The organism is Sporosarcina quadrami (assembly GCF_014836615.1).
Classification (GTDB): domain Bacteria; phylum Bacillota; class Bacilli; order Bacillales_A; family Planococcaceae; genus Sporosarcina; species Sporosarcina quadrami.
Genome location: NZ_JACSQN010000012.1, coordinates 100,056 through 120,649 on the forward strand (window position 1 = coordinate 100,056; position 20,594 = coordinate 120,649).

The 20,594-nt window shown below is 40.8% G+C and carries 19 protein-coding genes and 1 rRNA gene; 13 read left to right on the top strand and 7 right to left on the bottom strand.

Going from position 1 to position 20,594, the window contains the following annotated elements:
* The first annotated feature begins 111 nt into the window (after window positions 1-111).
* Window positions 112-672 (top strand): DUF5366 family protein, encoded by a 561-nt coding sequence (locus H9649_RS13555; protein ID WP_191695433.1) that lies wholly within the window; start codon window positions 112-114, stop codon window positions 670-672.
* Between the two features lie 20 nt (window positions 673-692).
* Here H9649_RS13555 and H9649_RS13560 read toward each other — a convergent pair whose 3' ends face one another.
* Window positions 693-2,546: a transglycosylase domain-containing protein gene (locus H9649_RS13560; protein ID WP_225229889.1), complete on the bottom strand. Its 1,854-nt coding sequence runs from the start codon at window positions 2,544-2,546 to the stop codon at window positions 693-695.
* Between the two features lie 60 nt (window positions 2,547-2,606).
* Entirely contained in the window at window positions 2,607-3,839 is a 1,233-nt protein-coding gene (locus tag H9649_RS13565; RefSeq protein ID WP_191695434.1) for an MFS transporter, read from the bottom strand.
* A 194-nt stretch (window positions 3,840-4,033) separates the two neighbouring features.
* Between H9649_RS13565 and H9649_RS13570 the strand changes: the two genes are divergently transcribed.
* Together H9649_RS13570 and H9649_RS13575 are read left to right on the top strand one after the other, a co-directional pair.
* Entirely contained in the window at window positions 4,034-4,774 is a 741-nt protein-coding gene (locus H9649_RS13570; RefSeq protein WP_318241694.1) for a peptidylprolyl isomerase, read from the top strand.
* A 25-nt stretch (window positions 4,775-4,799) separates the two neighbouring features.
* Entirely contained in the window at window positions 4,800-5,021 is a 222-nt protein-coding gene (locus tag H9649_RS13575) for a hypothetical protein (protein WP_191695435.1), read from the top strand.
* Between the two features lie 92 nt (window positions 5,022-5,113).
* Here the strand turns inward: H9649_RS13575 and H9649_RS13580 are convergent, their stop codons facing one another.
* Window positions 5,114-6,298, bottom strand: coding sequence for a MalY/PatB family protein (locus H9649_RS13580; RefSeq protein ID WP_191695436.1), 1,185 nt, complete (start codon window positions 6,296-6,298; stop codon window positions 5,114-5,116).
* Between the two features lie 93 nt (window positions 6,299-6,391).
* Here H9649_RS13580 and H9649_RS13585 point away from each other — a divergent pair, with 93 nt between their 5' ends.
* The 4 genes from H9649_RS13585 to yugI all read left to right on the top strand — a co-directional run bounded on the left by H9649_RS13585 (window position 6,392) and on the right by yugI (window position 10,094).
* Complete coding sequence (locus H9649_RS13585; protein ID WP_225229896.1) at window positions 6,392-6,643, top strand: DUF1871 family protein; 252 nt, start codon at window positions 6,392-6,394, stop codon at window positions 6,641-6,643.
* A 111-nt stretch (window positions 6,644-6,754) separates the two neighbouring features.
* Window positions 6,755-7,309 (top strand): RNA polymerase sigma factor, encoded by a 555-nt coding sequence (locus H9649_RS13590; RefSeq protein ID WP_191695438.1) that lies wholly within the window; start codon window positions 6,755-6,757, stop codon window positions 7,307-7,309.
* Window positions 7,299-9,512, top strand: a complete 2,214-nt coding sequence (locus tag H9649_RS13595) for a hypothetical protein (protein WP_191695439.1) — start codon at window positions 7,299-7,301, stop codon at window positions 9,510-9,512. Before H9649_RS13590 ends, H9649_RS13595 begins: the two co-directional genes overlap by 11 nt.
* A gap of 207 nt (window positions 9,513-9,719) precedes the next feature.
* Complete coding sequence (gene yugI / locus H9649_RS13600; protein ID WP_191695440.1) at window positions 9,720-10,094, top strand: S1 domain-containing post-transcriptional regulator GSP13; 375 nt, start codon at window positions 9,720-9,722, stop codon at window positions 10,092-10,094.
* A 25-nt stretch (window positions 10,095-10,119) separates the two neighbouring features.
* Here yugI and H9649_RS13605 read toward each other — a convergent pair whose 3' ends face one another.
* Window positions 10,120-11,436 (bottom strand): sigma 54-interacting transcriptional regulator, encoded by a 1,317-nt coding sequence (locus H9649_RS13605; protein WP_191695441.1) that lies wholly within the window; start codon window positions 11,434-11,436, stop codon window positions 10,120-10,122.
* A gap of 140 nt (window positions 11,437-11,576) precedes the next feature.
* Here H9649_RS13605 and pruA point away from each other — a divergent pair, with 140 nt between their 5' ends.
* From pruA to H9649_RS13620, 3 genes are all read left to right on the top strand, one after another.
* Entirely contained in the window at window positions 11,577-13,121 is a 1,545-nt protein-coding gene (gene pruA, locus H9649_RS13610; RefSeq protein ID WP_191695442.1) for an L-glutamate gamma-semialdehyde dehydrogenase, read from the top strand.
* Between the two features lie 94 nt (window positions 13,122-13,215).
* Window positions 13,216-14,409 (top strand): ornithine--oxo-acid transaminase, encoded by a 1,194-nt coding sequence (locus tag H9649_RS13615; protein ID WP_191695443.1) that lies wholly within the window; start codon window positions 13,216-13,218, stop codon window positions 14,407-14,409.
* A gap of 84 nt (window positions 14,410-14,493) precedes the next feature.
* Window positions 14,494-15,738: a Glu/Leu/Phe/Val family dehydrogenase gene (locus H9649_RS13620; protein ID WP_191695444.1), complete on the top strand. Its 1,245-nt coding sequence runs from the start codon at window positions 14,494-14,496 to the stop codon at window positions 15,736-15,738.
* 43 nt (window positions 15,739-15,781) lie between these two features.
* Here the strand turns inward: H9649_RS13620 and H9649_RS13625 are convergent, their stop codons facing one another.
* On the bottom strand, window positions 15,782-16,024 hold the full coding sequence (locus H9649_RS13625; protein ID WP_191695445.1) for a DUF378 domain-containing protein: 243 nt from the start codon (window positions 16,022-16,024) through the stop codon (window positions 15,782-15,784).
* A gap of 108 nt (window positions 16,025-16,132) precedes the next feature.
* On the opposite strand from H9649_RS13625, the gene H9649_RS13630 reads away from it, so the two are divergent.
* Window positions 16,133-17,299, top strand: coding sequence for an iron-containing alcohol dehydrogenase (locus H9649_RS13630; protein WP_191695446.1), 1,167 nt, complete (start codon window positions 16,133-16,135; stop codon window positions 17,297-17,299).
* 57 nt (window positions 17,300-17,356) lie between these two features.
* On the opposite strand, the gene H9649_RS13635 is transcribed toward H9649_RS13630, so the two are convergent.
* Both H9649_RS13635 and H9649_RS13640 read right to left on the bottom strand, forming a co-directional pair.
* A complete protein-coding gene (locus H9649_RS13635; RefSeq protein WP_191695447.1) occupies window positions 17,357-18,358 on the bottom strand; it encodes a cation diffusion facilitator family transporter in 1,002 nt (333 codons plus the stop codon).
* 15 nt (window positions 18,359-18,373) lie between these two features.
* Window positions 18,374-19,096: an MgtC/SapB family protein gene (locus H9649_RS13640; protein ID WP_191695448.1), complete on the bottom strand. Its 723-nt coding sequence runs from the start codon at window positions 19,094-19,096 to the stop codon at window positions 18,374-18,376.
* Window positions 19,097-19,205: 109 nt separating this feature from the next.
* On the opposite strand from H9649_RS13640, the gene H9649_RS13645 reads away from it, so the two are divergent.
* Together H9649_RS13645 and H9649_RS13650 are read left to right on the top strand one after the other, a co-directional pair.
* Window positions 19,206-20,108 carry a DMT family transporter gene (locus H9649_RS13645; protein WP_191695449.1) on the top strand — a complete coding sequence of 301 codons (903 nt, stop codon included), beginning with the start codon at window positions 19,206-19,208 and terminating at the stop codon, window positions 20,106-20,108.
* 410 nt (window positions 20,109-20,518) lie between these two features.
* A 16S ribosomal RNA gene (locus tag H9649_RS13650) occupies window positions 20,519-20,594 on the top strand; the annotation flags it as partial.

Here is a 20,594-nt window from a genome sequence, read left to right on the forward strand (position 1 = left end):
TATAACGTAAAATGACGGCATTTGCATAGGAGACACGCCCGTCTAATTGCTAAATTGCTTTCTCTTCCTATATTATAGGGAAAGGGAAAATATTTGTTTGCGGGGTGTCAAATGAGGAATCCATATCTATTCGGCTATTTGCCTTTTTTAACTATATCACTGTTCAGTTTAACATTCGGCGTATATCTCGTCGGCACATCAACCGTATTCTTTTCTAAAATAGGCTTGTATACGGGCATGCGGGAGTTTATGACAGATACACAACTCCGTCTTTTTCTACTAATCATCTACTCACTTGCTTTTTTCATGGTGTTTTCTGCAATGAAACTCATTGCGGAGACAATACACGAAACGGCGATGTTGTTTTTCTCGAAAGATGCTGTTGGTGAATCATACAACGAAGCGAAAAGCGGTAATCTAATATACTTTTTTGGTGCGCTTGCATCCGTGGCAGGTATCCAATCTTTTAATATACTTATAGGAATCTTTCTGTTAACGACATTCATCTATTTCGTCTATAGTGTGTTCAGGCTCAGCAAATACTTAACTGTAGCAAGTACAGTCGGTCTATTAGTATTTGAAATTCTTGTATGGGGCGTAATGCTTTCGGTTTTCATTTATATAATATTAAAGTTGTATAATGGCATTCTTGCAAGTTTGCCGGTTACATGAACAAAAGACTAACGCATGCGCTAGTCTTTTAATAATTCATTGAACAATCGTAAATGGATTTTCGTTTCACTTAAACGTTGAATGGACGCAGGCTTGTCATATCCGACCCAAACGGCAGTCGTATAGTTGTCGTTCATGCCGGCGACCCACAAATCTTTGTATTGGTCTGTCGTACCTGTTTTGGCACCCGTATAACTAGTGCGGTACGTGATGCCACGCCCTGTACCATTTAAGACAACATCCTCCATGAGATTGCGGATGATGGCAGTCGTGGATGGAGTCCAAACTTCCTCGCGTATTGACTCCCATTTGTATACTGTTTTGCCGTTGCGGTCTTTCACCTGTCTGATGGCGTGAGGAGTTGAATAACTGCCGTCTATGAAGCTTGTAAATGCTGAAGCTAGTTCGAGTGGCGTCACTCCACGATTTAACCCGCCAAGAGCAGCAGGATAGACATGATCATCACTCGTGATTTGGCTGAAATGAAATGGTTCCAAGTGGCTGAAAGCTTCTTCAATACCAACTTGTCTAAACACTCTCACCGCCGTTGTATTATAGCTATGACGGAACGCTTCCATCAGTGTTGTCGTACCGTATGAATAGCCGTTGATGTTTTTCGGGCAATAATTGCCGATACATACGTTGCTGCTGTCGACTGGCGTACTTTCCTTAAAAGGACCGCTCTCTAAATATGGGGCATAGACAAGCAAAGGTTTCATTGCGGATCCTGGTTGCCGGATTGCTTGGTAGGAACGGTTGAAATCAGCTTTACGATAGCCTTTCCCTCCATACACACTCACGATTTCTCTTGTTTCATTATCAATGACGGCAGCTCCAGCTTGCAGATTTTTTACGGTCAATAGGGATGAGAGGGAAGTTTCATCATGTCGTTGCTTTTTAGGATCCAGTGCAGTTTCAATATGGATGCCTCCAGCTACTACTTCAGCAGTTCTTCGTTTTAAAGCTTCCATTTGCAATTGCCTTTGCTCACTACTATTTGCACTTGCGATTTTCGCAGCAAATCCCTCTGTATGACTAATAAGCTGTTCGAGTTCTTTAAGCACATAGGAGCTGTACATCGCGTATGTATCCTTTTTTTCTTTTACATTCATGCGAATCGGTTCCTGTGCGAGAAGCTCAGCTTCAGTTTCAGTAATGGCTTCATTTTTAGCGAGGACAGTTAATAACAGTTCCTGTCTTTTCTTTGTGCTGTCATAGTGGCGAATGGGATCATATTTAGATGGGTTATTTGGAATTGCCGCGAGAAACGCCATTTCAGCTTGTGTTAAATCGTGTAGGGGACGACTAAAATAATAAGTGGCGGCCCCGCCAATACCGTAGACTTGATTGCCAAAGTACATTTCATTCATGTAAATTTCCAAAATGCGTTCTTTTGATAATTGCTTTTCCATAGCGATTGCATACAAAAGTTCCTTGAATTTTCGTTCATACGTTTTTTCTGTTGTTAGAAAACGCATCCTCACAACTTGCTGGGTGATCGTTGAAGCACCTTGCTGCATATCATCACTCGCTGTGTTAACGGCAAAAGCTCTGAAAATGGCTCCGACGTCATACCCTACGTGGTCAAAGAATTCCTTATCCTCACTAAGCAAAAAGACACTTTGCACAAAATCAGGTATGTCTTCCAGCGGTAGCGGATTTCTCCACTCTATGTATTGTTCTGCGAACAGCCGTCCATTGCGATCGGTCATAGATACTGGAATGTTTACAAATGGCTCGGAAAGGTCAATCGATTGTTCGACTCTACTTTTCAACTGACGACTTTCATGCCATTCGGTAGCAATTGCCTGTTGTATGCCGAAAAGAACTGGCAACATGCAAAATATGAAAATGATGCCCATAGCCTTTTTCAATCGAATTCACCTGCCTCTACAAAAATATAGCACATTTCCGATTTGGAAATGTGCTGAATGTTACATATGTGATTGCCGTTCTTCATCCGCGAGAAAATGTTCAAAATCCTGAACCGGTTTCCTTGTTGCGTAATAAAGGAAGGCAAAACCCAGTAAGAAGAGTATACCTGTCAAGATGAACACTGAAGAAATTCCAATAAATCCACTAATGATACCGCCGAACATCGGTCCGATAATATTACCAAGGAAACGGAAGCTAGTATTATACCCCATTACTTCACCTTGAATATCTATTGGAGCTTCACGTCGAACTAATGCTGTTGTAATTGGAATCATCCCGCCAATCGCGATACCGAAAAGTAATCTCCAAACCATCAGTTGCCAAATGGAGGACACGAATGCTTGCGGAACGATGAAAAGAAAGGACAATAGTAATAATCCACCAAGCACCTTTTCATATCCGATGTCATCTCCCATTTTGCCCCATTTTCGGGCGAATAGGAGATTGCCGACTCCTGCGGCACTAAATGTAATGCCAGCAAGCAATGCAACGTTCTTTGCATCAGTCAATTCTGCAACATATAACGAAAGAAGTGGTTGGATGCTGAAATTGCCAATTTGAATTAAAGCGGTGACAATCATCACATTTAGCATAAGACGATGATGGAGAAGACCGGAAAGAATCGTTTTGCGTGAGTAGTGAATCGCTTTTGCGTTTTTCACTTTCTTCTGTTCCTTTATACCAAACAGTACGATTAATGCAGCAATGACAACCGAAATGGATGTAATGACAAACGTATATTGAAAACCGACAGCATCAGCCATCAATCCGCCGAGTACAGGTCCGAATAATGTCCCAGTCACACTCCCCATCTGTAAAGTCCCCAGTTTTTTACCGGCTTCTTCACGTGCGGTTTGAGAAGAGACGAAAGCTAACGAAGTCGGGATGAACCCAGTTACGACACCATTGAATAACCGTAATAAGAAAAACGTTTCAACGGAGTCGACAAAACCCATTAAGAAAACGGACGTCGCTATTCCGAAACCGTTTATGAGTAAGATTGGTTTAAAACCATATTTATCCGCAACTCTGCCCCAAATAGGAGACATGAGCAATGCGGTGATGAAAGTGGCTCCGAAAATCAGCCCAGCCCATTTTTGTACATAAGCTTCGGAATGATCTCCGAAAGTCTCAATGTACAAGGAGAGGAATGGCATAATCATCGTCATTGTGCCTGCGACCAAGAAATTTGCAACCCATATGATAATGAAATTCCGTTTTTGTATAGTCATTTCATAACCCTGCTTTCATATGCAATGCCGTTTGAGTAATCGGTTAGTAACAGTAGGAATTCCCTTGCTGCCAGTTCCGTAAACGTTCTATTGCACTATCACAGTATAAAACAATTCGGCACTCGAAGGAAGTATCATGCTTATCAATCGAAAAAAGATAAATGATGTGGTAAACTGTTTCAGGGTGAGAAATAATGAAAAAAGCGATTCTTACTTCGCTTACGCTTATTGGTATGTTAGTTTTAGCTGCCTGTGGCCAAAGTGAAGGCAAGCAAGATCAAGAAAAACCAGCAACAGAAAATAACTCATCGCCCACAAATGGAGCGACAAATGAGGAGGCCGACATTATGTATCCACAATTATCAACAGAAGTAGCAGCTAACGAAGCACTTGTCGTCATGAATACGACGATGGGCCCTATCAAAATTAAACTTTTCCCGGAAAAAGCGCCTAAAACAGTTGAGAACTTTTTAACGCATGCTGAAAACGGCTATTATGACGGTATCATTTTCCACCGTGTCATCCCTGAATTCATGATTCAAGGTGGAGACCCGACAGGAACAGGTATGGGCGGAGAAAGTATTTTTGGAGGTTCATTCCAAGATGAGTTTACGATGGATCTATTCAACCTTCGTGGCGCTTTGTCCATGGCAAACGCTGGTCCAAACACAAATGGCAGCCAGTTCTTCATCGTTCAAGCTAATAACGCTAACGGTTCAGCTAAACAGTTAACTGACGGTGGATGGCCAGAAGAAATTGCTCAAGCTTACGAAAAAATGGGCGGAACTCCGCATCTTGACCAAAAGCACACAGTCTTCGGACAAGTGATTGAAGGAATGGATGTTGTAGACAAAATCGCTAATGCAAAAGCTGATCGTTCTGATAAGCCGGTTGAAGAAATTTCAATCGAGTCAATTGAAATCCTTCAGAAATAATAGATAAGTAAGGAAGTGTATGTAAATGAACGTTTTGTTAATGCCGTTCCTTTACTTTCCGGAAGACAAATCCGAATACATTCCAGCAGCGATTTCTTTTGCTTTTTTCATGGTTCTCCTTGTACTCACATTCATGTGGATTAAGAGAAATTCAAAAAAGCAAGAAGAAGAAACGCGTGAACTGGAAGAACGAATTCTACGTGAGCGCCATGAAGCGAAAGAACAGCAGCGCACACACGAACTATAAGTTCAATGAGAAAAGGCATCATCCATTGTGGATGATGCCTTTTCGTATGGAATTAGTTAATCAGTAATACTGCTAAATTTATAATTTCACTTTCAAACAACTGCTGGTTGCATCGCTTTAATAAAGCGTTCAACACCGTCTTCAACGATCGAACGAGGAGTAGCAATATTCATGCGTAGGAAGCCTCTTCCTGCTTCGCCGTACTTCGTACCCGGCTCAAGCGCGAGCTTACCTTTGTTCAATAACTTATCCATTATTTCCTCTTCGGACAGACCTGTTTCGCGATAGTCCACCCATAATAGATATGTTGCTTGCGGTTTGTGAATTTTAATACCTGGAACTGCAGTAGGTAATTCTTCGATAACATAATTAATATTTGAAGTGATGATTTCTAATAACTGATCTAGCCATTCGTCACATTCAGTGAAAGCAGACATTAACGCAGAAGCTGCGAAAGCATTCAATTCCATTTGGCCATGAGCCAAAGCGCTTTTTTGTAGTGACGCATGCAATTCTTCATCATCAGTAATCATAATAGCAGCTTGAACACCTGCTAAGTTAAACGTTTTAGTAGGAGCGACACAAGTGATGACCTTACCGCCTTCTTCGGTTGCCAGTTTCGCAAGCGGGATATGCTTATGACCTGGTAGTACAAGGTCTGCATGTATTTCATCAGATAAGACGAGCACATCGTACTGTTTGCATAGTTGCAATACTTTTCGAAGTTCTTCTTCTGTCCATACTACGCCGCCTGGGTTATGTGGGTTACAGAGGATGAACACTTTAATATCCTGTTGCAAGCATTTTTCGAACGCATCAAAATCGATCGAGTATTGACCGTTTTCTTCTTTCAGCTCGCATTCGATAATGTTACGGTCTTGATGACCTGGTACATTGAAGAATGGAGGATAGACTGGTGTAGTGATCAGGACATTGTCGCCTTTTTTAGTGAATGTCTCTACAACTGTTGCTATCGCAGGCACAACTCCGTGGTGGAACAGCATCCATTCGTTTTTCGTTTCCCATCCGTGACGTGAAGAAAGCCACGTTCTTACAGCATCCTTGCACGTTTCACATATGTATGAGTAACCGAAGATACCATGATCCAAACGCGCTTTCATTGCGTCGATGATCGGTTGGGGTGCAGCGAAATCCATATCTGCAATCCACATTGGTAAGATTTCGGAAGCATCTTCAATACCGTAAACAGTCTCCATATTTCCCCATTTCACCGATCGGGTATCTTTACGGCTAATTACTTGTTCAAAAGCATTCATGACAAAAACCCCTCATTTCCTTTTTTCTTTTACATTACTATGTTATTATACATGAAACAATAGAAAAAAATAAGGTGACTTATCGTGCAAACAATGGATATGAATAAAAGGGCTATTCTAGTTTTGGAAGACTGGGATCCTTTCAATGTTGGACGAAAAGGGTATGAGCTTGAGATTGCTGATGTTATCTCTGAGCTTCAAGTACTTGATCATCCTACTGACCTTGCTAAGCGGATACGTGAAATTTACGAGCATTCCTATGAACTATGGATACCAATAGAGAAGTGTATGCAAATAGCATATAAGTTGTTGGCGATTAAATACGAAGCGAAATGTATAGTTTAAATCCAAACCGCATCTACCGACGAGTAGTTGCGGTTTTTTTATTGATTGTTGAAACATAGCGCAAACATCCTTCGTATCATCATCAGAAGGGTTAGAGAGTGAGGGGGCACAATGAACGAAGCGGATTTAATTAGTAAGGCACAGACCGGAGATCGTGCAGCTTTTGCACAATTGATGGAGCTGCATTACAGGACTGTAGAGAAATTTGCTTATCAATGTGGCGTTCGCATAGATGATATACCTGACGTCACGCAGGAAGTTTTTATTAAACTGTATAGATTTCTACCTCAGTTCAATCAACAACGCTTTACAACGTGGCTTTATAAAATCACATTGAATGCAGCACGTGACTATTACCGTAAGGCGAGCAGGGAGAATGCAAAAGAAGATCGGTTAAAAAATGAAACGGGCGAAGACAATCATCAGTCAGCTGAGAAGCAAGTGTTGCTTTTTGAAGAAGACCAGGAACTACATACCGCTATACTGCAACTGGAAGAGAAGTACCGTATTCCTCTGATTTTGTTTTATTTCCAGGATTTGACGTATCAGCAAATTTCGGAAGTGATGAACATTACGATGGCGGCAGTGAAAACACGCATTTTCAGAGCAAAAGACATATTGAAAAAAGAGATCGAATCGAATGGAGGGGTAACGCATGAGCAATGATCATTTTGAGAAACGGATGGAGTTTTTGAAGAAATCATATGATCGTGTGCCTTCTTCATTCGATCCGGAAGAAATCTTTAAGAAAATTGATGAAGAGCAGATACCGCGGCCAGTCCATCAGAAGAAAAAGAACAACGGAGAATTCAGGAAAAAAGTGACTGTCTGGGCAGCGAGCATCGCAAGTGTATTCATTCTCACGGTAATTGGGACCGTACTTATTTATGATCAAAAGCAACAAGCAGAAGAACAGAAATTGGAAAGTCCCGTTACGGATGAGTATATAGAGAACGTGAAGCGTCAATATGAAGTGGAAAAAGAAAAACGGATGGAAATATTGAAATTGGATGAAGAGCATTTTGACATGTATTTGTCAGTAGACCATATTTCTATGTTAACTAATAAAACCTTTCTAGAGACGATTAAGCAATATGATAATGGCACAACACGGGTTGATGAAATCTATCAACAAGCGATTGATGAATTGAAGACACCATCTGAAATGATCAAGGATTTGAAAAAGAACTCTCTGAGGGAAGATCAAACAGGCAGTATCGGTTTCATTGATGCTTATCGTAAGAAGATTCAACGTCTCACCGCCATTTACGACCAAATACTTAACGAAAACAAAGCGGCAATAGATGCGTATGAAGTCGATGCATCTACAGATAAAGCGGAAGTGATGATGTTAAGCACGAAGAGTTTTCCAGAACCGCTTCAAAACATTATTAATACAATGAAAGAACAATCGATTAAGCTACATACTGGAAAATATTCTGGAGAAGTGAAGTCGAAGTTCTATATGTCCCGTGAAGCAGAAACACTAACTGCAAAGCTTCATAATGACACGTATTCATACGTAAGGATGATTGCCGATGAACCGTATATGTATGCAGGTATACTTCAATATTCAGTAGCCGAAACGACTGGCATGATTAAAACGATGGAAAACACACTTATGAACGTTGAAAAGGATCATTCATTATATCCTGTACTGGAATCTCATTTCCTGGCATTGTTCAATGAAGTCGTAAAAGGAAGCAATCAGACGAAGCTGTTCGATGCAGATGGTGTATTAATGCCCGAATTCCAAGAGGCATGGACGGAACTTTCGTTAAGTTATGAGGCGACGCCTTTATCATTCGTCATGCAACCAATCGTCAAAGAAATGAGAGCTTCCGGATGGCGTACGTCTGAACAGTGGAACAGGTTATCTTATGACGGAGTGAAAGATGCTTTAGCTTTATACAAGGCGGGAGTGCTTGAAGAGTATATGTACGGCGAACAACCGGTGTTTGAAGATGAAACGGTGACATTGCCAAACCCTTCATTCGATAAAGAAGTGAAATCACTCTATACAGCTTTTAAGAAATCCTATGACAAAACAGTTCTTACAGATGTCTCGGCGATTTATGTCGCAGGTGTATTTGACTATGCGAATGCACTGGAAGATCCTGATACGATGTTTTATCTAACGAATCCTGAATCGATGGCTCGGATATATACAGTAAATATTGATGGTAAAAATTCGAAGTTAGACGAAAAGGATCTGTTGGAGCATTACAAGTCGTTATGGACAAAGTCATTGTCTCAGTTTAGAAATGCAACAAGTGTCGAATTTTCTGCACAGACTAGTCAGCGCTATGAGGATTCAGTAGTTCATTATGTGAATGTGAATAATGAGAAGGGCATGATCCGGAATATAACAATGATTTACGGCGACCATGACGTTTGGGAAATAAGAGACGTGTGGCTTCAGAGAGTACCGTCACTTGATAGGAGTCCTGAAATGGAGATTGACGAATCAGTCAAGTCTCATGCCAAAGAAGTATATACGTATTTCAAGAAAGAGTTTAACCAAGCCGAGTTATTTGGACAGCAGGCTCTTACAGTTATGGGGGCTTACCTGCAAGCATCGGGTGAAAAAGACTATGAAACGCAATATGAATTGTATTTTAAGGGTGCAGGTCTTATTGAGAAAGAAAAATACTTGAAAGATGCTGCCAACTATTCCACGCCTTATTCAGAAGATATGTATACGACGATGTCATTCCAAGCTTTGGAGCAGGACAGTGATGGGAACTGGCCTGGCGTTGCAACGCTGACTGTCGATACAGATCTTTATCCAAATCTCCCTGCGAAGCGGGAATTTCAGATGTTTTGGAGCGAAGACGGCTGGAGGGTCAAATTCCAACCATTCAAATAAATGAAAGGGACTGTCAAATTGGCAGTCTTTTTCTATTGAACTTGGTATATACGATCAGCTTGTCGTATTAGTCTTAAACTACAGTTATGAATAAGCGGAATCTTCAAGTATATAAGTGCTATTTTTGCTATGAAAGGGCTTACTATGGTATAATTGCTGATGGCCGTATAGGCAAATTCGATAGTATTAGATTGGGAGCTGTTTCACATGGGCAAAAAATACGAAGTGGGGGAAGAGCTGACTGGCAAGGTTACGGGAATCCAACCATATGGCGCATTTGTAGCGTTAGATGATGCAACCCAGGGACTTGTCCATATTTCAGAAATCACATATGGCTTCGTCAGAGACATTAATGATTATTTGACAGTTGGAGATGAAGTTCAAGTTAAAGTGCTTGAAGTGGATGAACAGGCAGGGAAAATCAGCTTATCCATCCGCGCCCTTCAAGAGCCACCAGCTTCAATGCAAAGACCAGGACGTCCCCGCAAATCGTTACAAGAAAAAGTTAAAGAACATGATGCAGACGGATTTAATTCGTTAAAAGACAAATTAACAGACTGGATCAACCGATCGGGTTACTAAATCTACAAAAACGGGAGATGGCTAATTAGCCTCTCCCGTTTTTTAACTTCCGTAATCGATATTGAAGATTTTGCCTGCTCATGCCGAGTGCTTGAGCAGTTTTTGTAATATTGTCTTCATGCAACTTCATTGCCTTTTGAAGGTAATACGCTTCTGCATCTTTTAAATACTGATCCAGAGGCAATAATTCTTTTTGTGGTTTGACGATGAAATCCGCCGCTTGAATCGGATTGTCATTCATACCGTCCGTTTTTAGACGGAAGTGTAGCGGCAACATGCCGTAAGAAATAATTGACTCTGTAGAAGCAAGTGAAGAAACTTCATCTAACAAAAACTCCAATTCTCGCATATTACCAGGCCAATCATAACGCAAAAACAGTTCTTCCACTTCAGGTGCAATTCCGTCAAGTGATGTGCCAAACCGTTTCTTTCTCTTCTCCAAATAGGAGTTAACGAACGGTAAAATATCTTCTTTCCTCTTTCGTAATGGAGAGATTCTTATTGCGAACGAAGTGAAAAAGTAATATAAGTCTTTCAGCAATGTTCCGTTTCCAATCAATTCAACAGGATCATCCCCGATGCTCGCAATGAATTGATGTCCAGATTGTCCAATGCTTTTTAAAAATGAATACAGTTTTTGCTGAAGAGGGATGGATAATAAATCGATACGGTCACAGAATAACGTGAACACTTCATTGACATTCAAATCTTCATGCAGTCGATCGATAAATGAACTATCCGAACGATGACATGAAAGTGTGTAAAATGAACCGTTGGCAGGCGAAATTTCGTTATGGATGCTTTCTGCGATGAGGTCTTTTCCTGTGCCTGATTCACCAATGAGTAGAACGGGCAATTTTGTTTGGGCAGCTTTGATGGCAGTAGTTACGACAGCTTTCATTTCTTCTGATTTAGCGATTACTTGACTGAATGTTACAGGGTCGCTGTCTTTACGCAATGGATGTAATATGAATTTTTCAAGAGCAGTGACATCGCTGGCGATTTCTACAGCACCTATTAGCTCTTCTTCATGAAAAATAGGATACGTATCATTAACCGTCGTTATTTCATTTCCTTTACGATTCCAATATGTCTGTTTAACATTCAATTGTTCAATTCCACTTTGTAATACTCTCAACAAAGTGCTCTCTTCTTGATTTAAATTAAATAGTTCTAAAATTGATCGATCTGCTACTTCTTCAAGCTCAAAACCTTCAATTGCTTTCATTTTGTTATTGTAAATGACAGTACGTCCGGTATGATCAACAGCGTGAATACCTACTCCTGCCCGATTAACGGCAAATTCATATAAAGGAAAGAGGGATTGGTCGATTGTATTCATCAAAAACACCTTCCATAAACTTTTTTTCGGAAAATAATTAAAAACACTTGAAATATGCAACAATCTCTTGCATTATTATAAATGTAGCTAGTGAATAAATGCAAATATTTTTTGCGCAAGCATAATTGAGGAGGAGTAAAATGATTCCATACAAACACGAACCATTTACAGATTTCACACTTGAAGAGAATAAAAAAGCATACGAAGAGGCTTTGAAGAAAGTTGAAGGCTATCTTGGACAAGACTACCCACTAATTATCGGTGGCGAGCGTATTATGACAGATGACAAGCTTGTCTCTACTAACCCTGCTAATAAAGAAGAAGTTATCGGCCGCGTTTCTAAAGCAAGCAGAGATCTTGCTGAAAAAGCGATGAAAGTTGCTGATGAAACGTTCAATACGTGGAGAAAAGCAAAACCTGAATTCCGTGCGGATGTTCTCTTTAAAGCGGCAGCAATTGTTCGCCGCCGTAAGCATGAGTTCTCTGCGCTATTAACTAAAGAAGCTGGTAAGCCATGGAACGAAGCGGATGCGGATACTGCTGAAGGAATTGATTTCCTTGAGTACTATGCACGTCAAATGCTGAAATTGAAAGATGGCATGCCTGTTGAGAGCCGTCCTGGTGAATATAACCGTTTCGATTACATTCCACTTGGTGTAGGTGTTGTTATTTCTCCATGGAACTTCGCATTTGCGATTATGGCCGGTACGACTGTAGCTGCACTTGTTACTGGTAATACGGTTCTATTGAAGCCAGCATCTACAACACCTGTTGTTGCATATAAATTTATCGAAGTATTGGAAGAAGCAGGGATGCCTGCAGGAGTCGTTAACTTCATCCCTGGTTCAGGCGCTGAAGTAGGAGACTACCTAGTCGATCACCCACGCACACGTTTCATCTCATTCACAGGATCACGTGAAATTGGAACGCGCATTTATGAGCGTGCTGGTAAAGTGAATGAAGGCCAAATTTGGTTGAAGCGTGTCATCGCTGAAATGGGCGGAAAAGATACAATCGTAGTAGATAACACAGCTGACCTTGAATTGGCTGCACAATCCATCGTGAAATCAGCATTCGGTTTCAGCGGACAGAAATGTTCAGCTTGTTCACGCGCAGTTATTCACGAAGAAGTCTATGACGAAGTTGTTGCTCGTGTAGAAGAGTTGACGAAGGAATTGACATACGGAGATCCTTCAGACAACGCAAACTTCACAGGTCCAGTAATTGACCAAGCTTCTTTCGACAAAATCATGAGTTATATTGAAATCGGTAAAGAAGAAGGCCGTCTAATCGCTGGAGGAGAAGGCGACAGCTCAAAAGGGTTCTTTGTAGCACCTACAGTCATCGCTGACCTTGCTCCTGATGCAAAAATTATGCAAGACGAAATCTTCGGACCAGTTGTAGGCATTACAAAAGCGAAAAACTTCGATGAAGCAATCGAAATTGCTAACAATACAGATTATGGTTTAACGGGTGCTGTCATCACGACAAACCGTGAGCATATCGAGCAGGCACGTGAAGATTTCCATGCAGGTAACTTATACTTCAACCGTGGTTGCACAGGTGCAATCGTTGGCTACCAACCATTTGGTGGATTCAACATGTCAGGTACAGACTCCAAAGCAGGCGGACCAGACTACTTGCAACTTCACATGCAAGGTAAAACGACTTCAGAAACACTTTAATTAATAAATCTCACAACAATAAATGGAAGTTGGAAGCATGCGTCAATAAGGCGTATTGCTTCCAATGTACATATTTAAACGAGGAGGGAATATAATGACAGTCTCAGAAAAAATTATTAGTCAAACGAATAAATTTGGTGCAAACAACTATAATCCACTGCCAATCGTCATTTCTGAAGCAGAAGGAGTGTGGGTGAAGGACCCTGAAGGCAATAAATACATGGATATGCTATCTGCTTATTCAGCTGTAAACCAAGGGCATCGCCATCCGAAAATTATTAAAGCTCTTAAAGATCAAGCAGACAAAGTGACATTGACTTCACGTGCATTCCATAATGATCAACTTGGACCATGGTATGAAATGATTTGCAAATTGTCAGGTAAAAATATGACATTGCCTATGAATACTGGTGCTGAAGCAGTTGAAACAGCAATTAAAGCTGCTCGCCGCTGGGCATATGATGTTAAAGGCGTCGAAGAAAACAAAGCAGAAATTATCGGATGTAAAGACAACTTCCATGGTCGTACAATGACTGCAGTTACCTTATCTTCTGAAGAAGAATATAAGCGTGGATTCGGTCCGATGCTTCCAGGGATTAGCTTAGTGCCATACGGTGACTTGAAAGCGTTGGAAAATGCAATTACACCAAACACTGCAGCTTTTATTATTGAACCTATTCAAGGTGAGGCAGGAATCATTATCCCACCAGCGGGTTATATGAAAGCGGCTTTCGAACTTTGTAAGAAACATAATGTCCTATTTATTGCAGATGAAATCCAAGCTGGGCTATGCAGAACGGGTAAAATGTTTGCAACTGAATGGGAAGGCTTTGAGCCGGATATGTACATCCTTGGAAAAGCATTGGGTGGCGGCGTATTCCCGATTTCTTGTGTCGTTGCAAACGATGATATCCTTGGTGTATTCAACCCAGGTTCACACGGATCCACTTTCGGTGGAAACCCTATGGCTTGCGCAGTTTCAATAGCTTCGCTTGAAGTTTTACAAGACGAAAAGCTTGCAGAAAAGTCTTTGGAGCTAGGAAACTATTTCATTGAAGAATTAAAGAAAATTTCGAACCCATCGATTAAAGAAGTGCGTGGCCGTGGTCTGTTCATCGGTGTCGAATTAACAGAAGCAGCTCGACCGTACTGTGAAGAGCTGAAAGAACTCGGTTTACTTTGCAAAGAGACGCATGACACTGTTATCCGGTTCGCTCCTCCTTTAGTAATCACTAAGGAAGAATTGGACTGGGCACTCGAAAAAATCAGGAAAGTTTTTGCGAGTTGACGAAATAATCAACACAACCCATTTGTACTGTGGTACAATATTGGCGGAGAAAGACATTATGAAATCAAAGAGGCGAACTTTTACATGACTGAAAACCTGAATCTGTTTACGTCTACACAAGTTGTCATCAAGGAAGCGCTTGACAAATTAGGCTATGATGAAGGAATGTATGAACTTCTGAAAGAACCTATTAGAATGGTTGAAGTTAGAATTCCTGTCCGTATGGATGATGGGAAAGTGAAGGTATTCACGGGATTCCGTGGCCAACACAACGATGCAGTTGGACCAACAAAAGGTGGAGTTCGTTTCCACCCTGCAGTAAGTGCAGATGAAGTACGTGCACTATCCATGTGGATGACGTTGAAAGCTGGTATCGTCGATCTTCCTTATGGTGGGGGTAAAGGTGGAATCATTTGTGATCCACGTGAAATGTCCATGCACGAACTAGAAAGTCTTAGTCGTGGCTATGTACGGGCATTGAGCCAGGTAATGGGGCCGACTAAGGATATCCCGGCACCGGATGTATTCACAAACGCACAGATTATGGCGTGGATGATGGACGAGTATAGCAGAATTGATGAATTCAACTCGCCTGGTTTCATTACAGGAAAACCGATTGTACTTGGTGGATCACAAGGTCGTGACCGCGCAACTGCAGAAGGCGTTACAATCATTATCAATGAAGCAGCGAAGAAGCGTAACATTGATATGAAGGGTGCCCGCATTGTTATCCAAGGCTTCGGAAACGCAGGTAGTTTCCTATCTAAATTCCTTCATGACGCAGGTGCAAAAGTTATCGGGATTTCTGATGCTTATGGCGCGTTGCATGATCCTGATGGCTTGGATATCGACTATCTTCTCGATCGTCGTGATAGCTTTGGAACGGTTACAACGTTGTTTGACAACACAATTTCTAATGAAGAGCTATTAGAATTGGATTGCGACATTCTTGTTCCGGCAGCTATTGAGAACCAAATCACTGAAAAGAACGCACATGATATTAAAGCTCGTATTGTTGTTGAAGCGGCAAACGGTCCAACAACATCCGAGGCGACAAAAATTCTTACTGAACGTGGAATTCTTCTTGTGCCAGACGTGCTTGCGAGTGCTGGTGGCGTAACTGTATCTTACTTCGAATGGGTACAGAACAATATGGGTTACTACTGGACAGAAGATGAAGTTCGCGAAAGAATGACAAAGAAGATGGTTGATGCATTTGAAAATGTATACAACTTCTCTGAAACACGTAATATCGACATGCGTCTTGCAGCATATATGATCGGTATTCGTAAAACAGCTGAAGCATCCCGATTCCGTGGATGGGCATAAGCTAATATGAAAAAGCATCTCCTGCATGTCGGGAGATGCTTTTTCATGCTTTTTCGACCTTTTGCGCAGTAGTAGGGTTTGGGTGTTCCTCATTCCAATGATCAAATAGCAAACCGAGTGAAATTAGACCTGAAAGTCCGACTGCGAAGTAAAGAAAGCGGGCGAGCATTTTTGCATAGCCTCCTGCGAATTGAGAGACAACATCATAATTGAATAATCCGACAACACCCCAGTTGAGAGCTCCGATAATTGTAATGGCTAGTGCTAGTTTCTTAAAGTTTTCCATAGCAATACACCTCCTCAACATAGGATTCCCAATATACGACGTCTCATACTTGCAGGATGGTTTTGTATCTTGGATAATAGTCATTACACGTAAAGGGAGGTCTTCAATATGAATGATTTTATATTTCAAAATCCTGTTAAACTGATTTTCGGAAAAGAGTCCATTTCTAAGCTTCCGAAAGAATTATCTGCGTTCGGCGATAGAATTCTCGTTGTATATGGCGGTGGCAGTATTAAACGCAATGGTCTTTATGATGAGTTAATGGAGTTATTGAATAAAGAGAATAAGAAAGTGTTTGAACTCGGAGGTGTAGAGCCGAATCCACGATTATCGACAGCTATAAAAGGCGCTGAAATGTGCAAAGAAAATAATATTGACTTCATACTTGCGGTTGGGGGTGGATCAGTACTTGATTGCACGAAATTAATTGCCACTGCAGCAAAGTATGATGGAGATCCATGGGATTTTGTGTCGAAAAAAGCAAGCCCAAGCGATGCAATACCCTTTGGAACAATACTAACGATGGCGGCCACAGGTTCAGAAATGAATGCAGGATCGGTTATAACAAATGAAGAAACCGAAGAAAAGATTGGATGGGGAAGTCCTTTCAGTTTTCCGAAATTCTCTATTTTAGATCCGACATATACATTGTCTTTACCAAGAGATCAAACTGTATACGGAATTGTCGATATGATGTCCCATATATTCGAACAATATTTCCATAACGCAACGAACACGCCTTTACTAGATGAATTATGTGAAGGTGCATTGCGTGCGATTATGGCAGCTGGTGAGGAACTAGTGGATGACCTGCAAAATTATGATCTTCGTGAAACCATACTTTTAAGTGGTACATGGGGGCTAAATGGATTCTTAGGTATGGGGAATGCAGGGGGAGACTGGGGTTCACATGAAATAGAACACGCCATCTCCGCAGTTTACGACATTCCGCACGCAGGAGGTTTGGCAATACTCTTCCCGAATTGGATGAGACATACGATGAAGTTGAATCCAAGCCGTTTTGCAAGAATGGCGACAAATGTTTTTGGGGTTGACCCTGAAGGTAAGTCTGTTGAAGTTATTGCAGAAGAAGGTATTAATGAGTTGCGTTCGTTCTGGTCGAAAATTGGGGCGCCTGAAACGCTAGGCGATTTTGACATTGATGAGTCAAAAATTGATGTTATGGTAGCGAAAGCTTCTGCGAATGGACCTGTAGGGAGATTCGGTAAATTAAGTAAAGAAGAAGTGCAATCAATTTTAGAAGCTTCCCTTTAATAGAAGGAACATAAAAACGCCGGAGTCGACAGATTTGTCCACGACTCCAGCGTTTTTTTATTCCGGGAACTTCATAGTTGTGCTTTCTGAAATAACAGTAGAATTTTGGCCGGTCCAAGTTTTGATGCCATCGTCTTCATCAAATGAAATGAGTACATCTCTCACGCCTTTTTGTTTCAATATAACAAGCATTAGCCGATCACGGACATCATCGATATAAGCTACGGTTTTGGATGGATCTACTTCAAGGACAATTTCGACGTGAAGGTATTCACCTTCTTTAATAACTTCGACCTTTTGGATATCTTTAATATCAGAATCCTCTGCAACAATATTAGCTATATGTTGAAGCATTTCTTCATCTGTCTCACCAATAGCACCTCTCGCATTTTCAAGGAATACTTTACCTACAACATAAAACATCATAAGACCAATTAACATCGAAGCGATACCTTCAGCAGCAAGGAATCCGGTGTAATGCGCAATTAGGACAGACGTAAATGCTAAAACTCCTCCGAGTGTTGCGACTAGGTCTTCCATGAACACTAGTTTTGTTGCGGGCTTCGCTTTATCGAGATGAGAAAAGCTATAGAATAAAGCTTTAAAGCCTGTAAGTGAGCTGCCGGATTCATGTGCAATTTCTTTAGAAGCTTTGTACAAAACAAAGAACTCCAGTAAAATAGCTGCACCCAACACGCTTAAATTGATAGCCAAACCTTTCGTTTCAGTTGGATTAAGGACATGATGCCATCCTTCTTTTACAGCTTCATAAGACATAATGGCGACTATGATGACTGCTCCTAAACAAACAAGATTGACGACTCTTCCAAATCCGTTAGGGAATTTTGGCGTCGGGGCTTTCTTGGATAATGCCGAGCCAATATAGACGAAAAATTGGTTAGCGGCATCTCCGATTGAGTGAAGCATCTCTGCAAACATGGCGACATTTCCTGTGAGTATATAAGCTGCTGCTTTTAATATTGCTATAACGGCATTAATCACACCCGCTAGTAGAGAAGGCTTGTTACCATCTTTCAATAATCTCATTATGTCTTTCATTTGCAATTGCCTCCATTAAGAGTAGATTTCTAGTTCGATGGATTCTATAAAAGGTAATTCACTTAACTCCATGTATAACTGGGAGGTGCTTTTTTTGGATAGCGCGTTAAGACGAAAATCCAATTTGTGCGCCTGTTCCATTCCTTCACGCTTTGTCTGACGGATTCGCAAGTTTTCCACTGACATATTCTCATCACGAAGTAATTGTATCAATTCGTCAATTTTACTTTTATCTGAAATAACGATGATGCACAATGCTTCTTTTGAGCGGATTCGTTTGGGGCCAAACTTGCCAAGCAGAGGCGCAATCACTTCTATAACAAACAAAACACTAAGCACTGCAAAAGCTGCTTCTATATAAAAGCCGGCACCAACTGCAATTCCAATACTCGCTGCTCCCCAAATCATTGCAGCTGTCGTCAAACCAGTAATACTGTCATTACCTCTTCGTAGAATGGCTCCCGCTCCAAGAAAACCGATTCCACTGACAATCTGTGCTGCAAGTCGTAAAGGATCCATTGTTACATTAATATCTGTTCTGGATGGAACAAGATAAGCTGCTTCCATCGAGACGATCGTCAAGAGACAACTGAAAGTCGAAATTACTGCACTCGTTTTAAGACCAATTGGCTTCTTCTTTATTTCCCTCTCTACCCCAATTATTAAACTTAATCCTAATGCAAGAGCGATTTTAATTAATACATCCGGATACATGGAATTATTTGCAATCCAATCCATACAGCTTCCCCCTTATTGTGGAAGTATACATATGCTATACTCCTTATATTGTCTTTAACCATAACAGGATGTAAACTAACCTGAAATTTATTGAAAGAGAAGTGTGAAAATGGAAAAGCCTTCAATACACCCCTATATACCAATACTTATTGGTGTCATTTCAGTCGCATTATCTGCGATCTTCGTAAAATTAGCTGTTGCTGATGCTGGTGTAATAGCGTTTTATAGAATGTTTTTTTCAGTACTACTCATGTTGCCGTTATTTTTACTGAAATATAGAAAGGAAGTTTTACTGTTTTCCAAGAAGGATTGGCTGTTTTCAGCAATTGCTGGTATATTTTTAGCCTTTCATTTTATTCTATGGTTCGAATCGTTAAATTACACATCAGTAGCAAGTTCAACTGTGCTAGTCACTCTGCAACCGATATTTGCATTTGTCGGAACGTATTTCTTTTTTAAAGAACGTCTTTCCTTGAAGACCATTTTATCCGCAGTCATTGCGATAAGTGGAAGTGTCATCATCAGTTGGGGAGATTTCCAAATGAGCGGTACTGCTTTCTATGGAGATATGCTTGCTTTGGCAGGATGTGCTTTCATTACAGCATACCTTCTTTTTGGACAAGAAGTGCGTAAAAGAATCTCTTTAATTACATATACGTTTGTTCTATATACAATCAGTACAATCACACTCTTTTTTTATGTCTTGATTAAAGGAGAATCTTTTGGACCTTACGCATCTTCTGATTGGTTCTGGTTTTTCATGCTCGCGCTCATCCCGAACCTACTAGGTCACTCATTATTTAATTGGGCTGTTAAGTGGGTAAGTACAAATGTTATCTCCATTGCTATCCTTTTTGAACCTGTAGGAGCTTCTATTCTCGCTTATTATGTATTTCAAGAAAAATTAACTGCTACACAAATAACAGGCGGAATCGTTGTCATAGCAGGCATTTTGTTGTTTATTATCGATGGCAAGAAAATTAAACGTATATTATTTTTAAAAAAGGCTTGATTTATGATTAAGGTTTATTGTATATTAGTACTTGTCCTTACGAGGTAAAACAACTAAAAAAAAGAAATAAAAGAAGTTGTTGACAAATCGAAAGACAACGTGTTAAGATAATGAAGTCGTCAAAACGAGACGGCAAACAATGAACCTTGAAAACTGAACAGCAAAACGTCAACAATACAAGTTCTGAAACCGGCTTGCCGGCGAACGAACACAAACGAATCTTCGGATTCAAAATTGACATCTTAAATGATGCCAGCAAGAAATGAGCTATTCATTTTCTTATAACCTGGCGGTCGAGACGTAGTGCAGTGCTAGGAAGCGATGGAGTGAAGGAAGGAACGTACAACTGTACGTGACTGACTGAACGACTGAAGCTGACAACGCAATGCGCTGCGTATCGGCTAGCCAGTATTATGGAGAGTTTGATCCTGGCTCAGGACGAACGCTGGCGGCGTGCCTAATACATGCAAGTCGAGCGGATTGAAG

What these genes read in the sequence shown, in the direction of transcription:
- H9649_RS13635 (WP_191695447.1), bottom strand. Translation starts at nt 18,358, where the DNA reads ATGAAAGACATAATGAGATTATTGAAAGATGGTAACAAGCCTTCTCTA.
- yugI (WP_191695440.1), top strand. Translation starts at nt 9,720, where the DNA reads ATGGGCAAAAAATACGAAGTGGGGGAAGAGCTGACTGGCAAGGTTACG.
- H9649_RS13590 (WP_191695438.1), top strand. Translation starts at nt 6,755, where the DNA reads ATGAACGAAGCGGATTTAATTAGTAAGGCACAGACCGGAGATCGTGCA.
- H9649_RS13645 (WP_191695449.1), top strand. Translation starts at nt 19,206, where the DNA reads ATGGAAAAGCCTTCAATACACCCCTATATACCAATACTTATTGGTGTC.
- H9649_RS13605 (WP_191695441.1), bottom strand. Translation starts at nt 11,436, where the DNA reads ATGAATACAATCGACCAATCCCTCTTTCCTTTATATGAATTTGCCGTT.
- H9649_RS13615 (WP_191695443.1), top strand. Translation starts at nt 13,216, where the DNA reads ATGACAGTCTCAGAAAAAATTATTAGTCAAACGAATAAATTTGGTGCA.
- H9649_RS13575 (WP_191695435.1), top strand. Translation starts at nt 4,800, where the DNA reads ATGAACGTTTTGTTAATGCCGTTCCTTTACTTTCCGGAAGACAAATCC.
- H9649_RS13620 (WP_191695444.1), top strand. Translation starts at nt 14,494, where the DNA reads ATGACTGAAAACCTGAATCTGTTTACGTCTACACAAGTTGTCATCAAG.
- H9649_RS13595 (WP_191695439.1), top strand. Translation starts at nt 7,299, where the DNA reads ATGAGCAATGATCATTTTGAGAAACGGATGGAGTTTTTGAAGAAATCA.
- H9649_RS13640 (WP_191695448.1), bottom strand. Translation starts at nt 19,096, where the DNA reads ATGGATTGGATTGCAAATAATTCCATGTATCCGGATGTATTAATTAAA.
- H9649_RS13570 (WP_318241694.1), top strand. Translation starts at nt 4,034, where the DNA reads ATGAAAAAAGCGATTCTTACTTCGCTTACGCTTATTGGTATGTTAGTT.
- H9649_RS13625 (WP_191695445.1), bottom strand. Translation starts at nt 16,024, where the DNA reads ATGGAAAACTTTAAGAAACTAGCACTAGCCATTACAATTATCGGAGCT.
- H9649_RS13580 (WP_191695436.1), bottom strand. Translation starts at nt 6,298, where the DNA reads ATGAATGCTTTTGAACAAGTAATTAGCCGTAAAGATACCCGATCGGTG.
- H9649_RS13565 (WP_191695434.1), bottom strand. Translation starts at nt 3,839, where the DNA reads ATGACTATACAAAAACGGAATTTCATTATCATATGGGTTGCAAATTTC.
- H9649_RS13585 (WP_225229896.1), top strand. Translation starts at nt 6,392, where the DNA reads ATGGATATGAATAAAAGGGCTATTCTAGTTTTGGAAGACTGGGATCCT.
- pruA (WP_191695442.1), top strand. Translation starts at nt 11,577, where the DNA reads ATGATTCCATACAAACACGAACCATTTACAGATTTCACACTTGAAGAG.
- H9649_RS13555 (WP_191695433.1), top strand. Translation starts at nt 112, where the DNA reads ATGAGGAATCCATATCTATTCGGCTATTTGCCTTTTTTAACTATATCA.
- H9649_RS13630 (WP_191695446.1), top strand. Translation starts at nt 16,133, where the DNA reads ATGAATGATTTTATATTTCAAAATCCTGTTAAACTGATTTTCGGAAAA.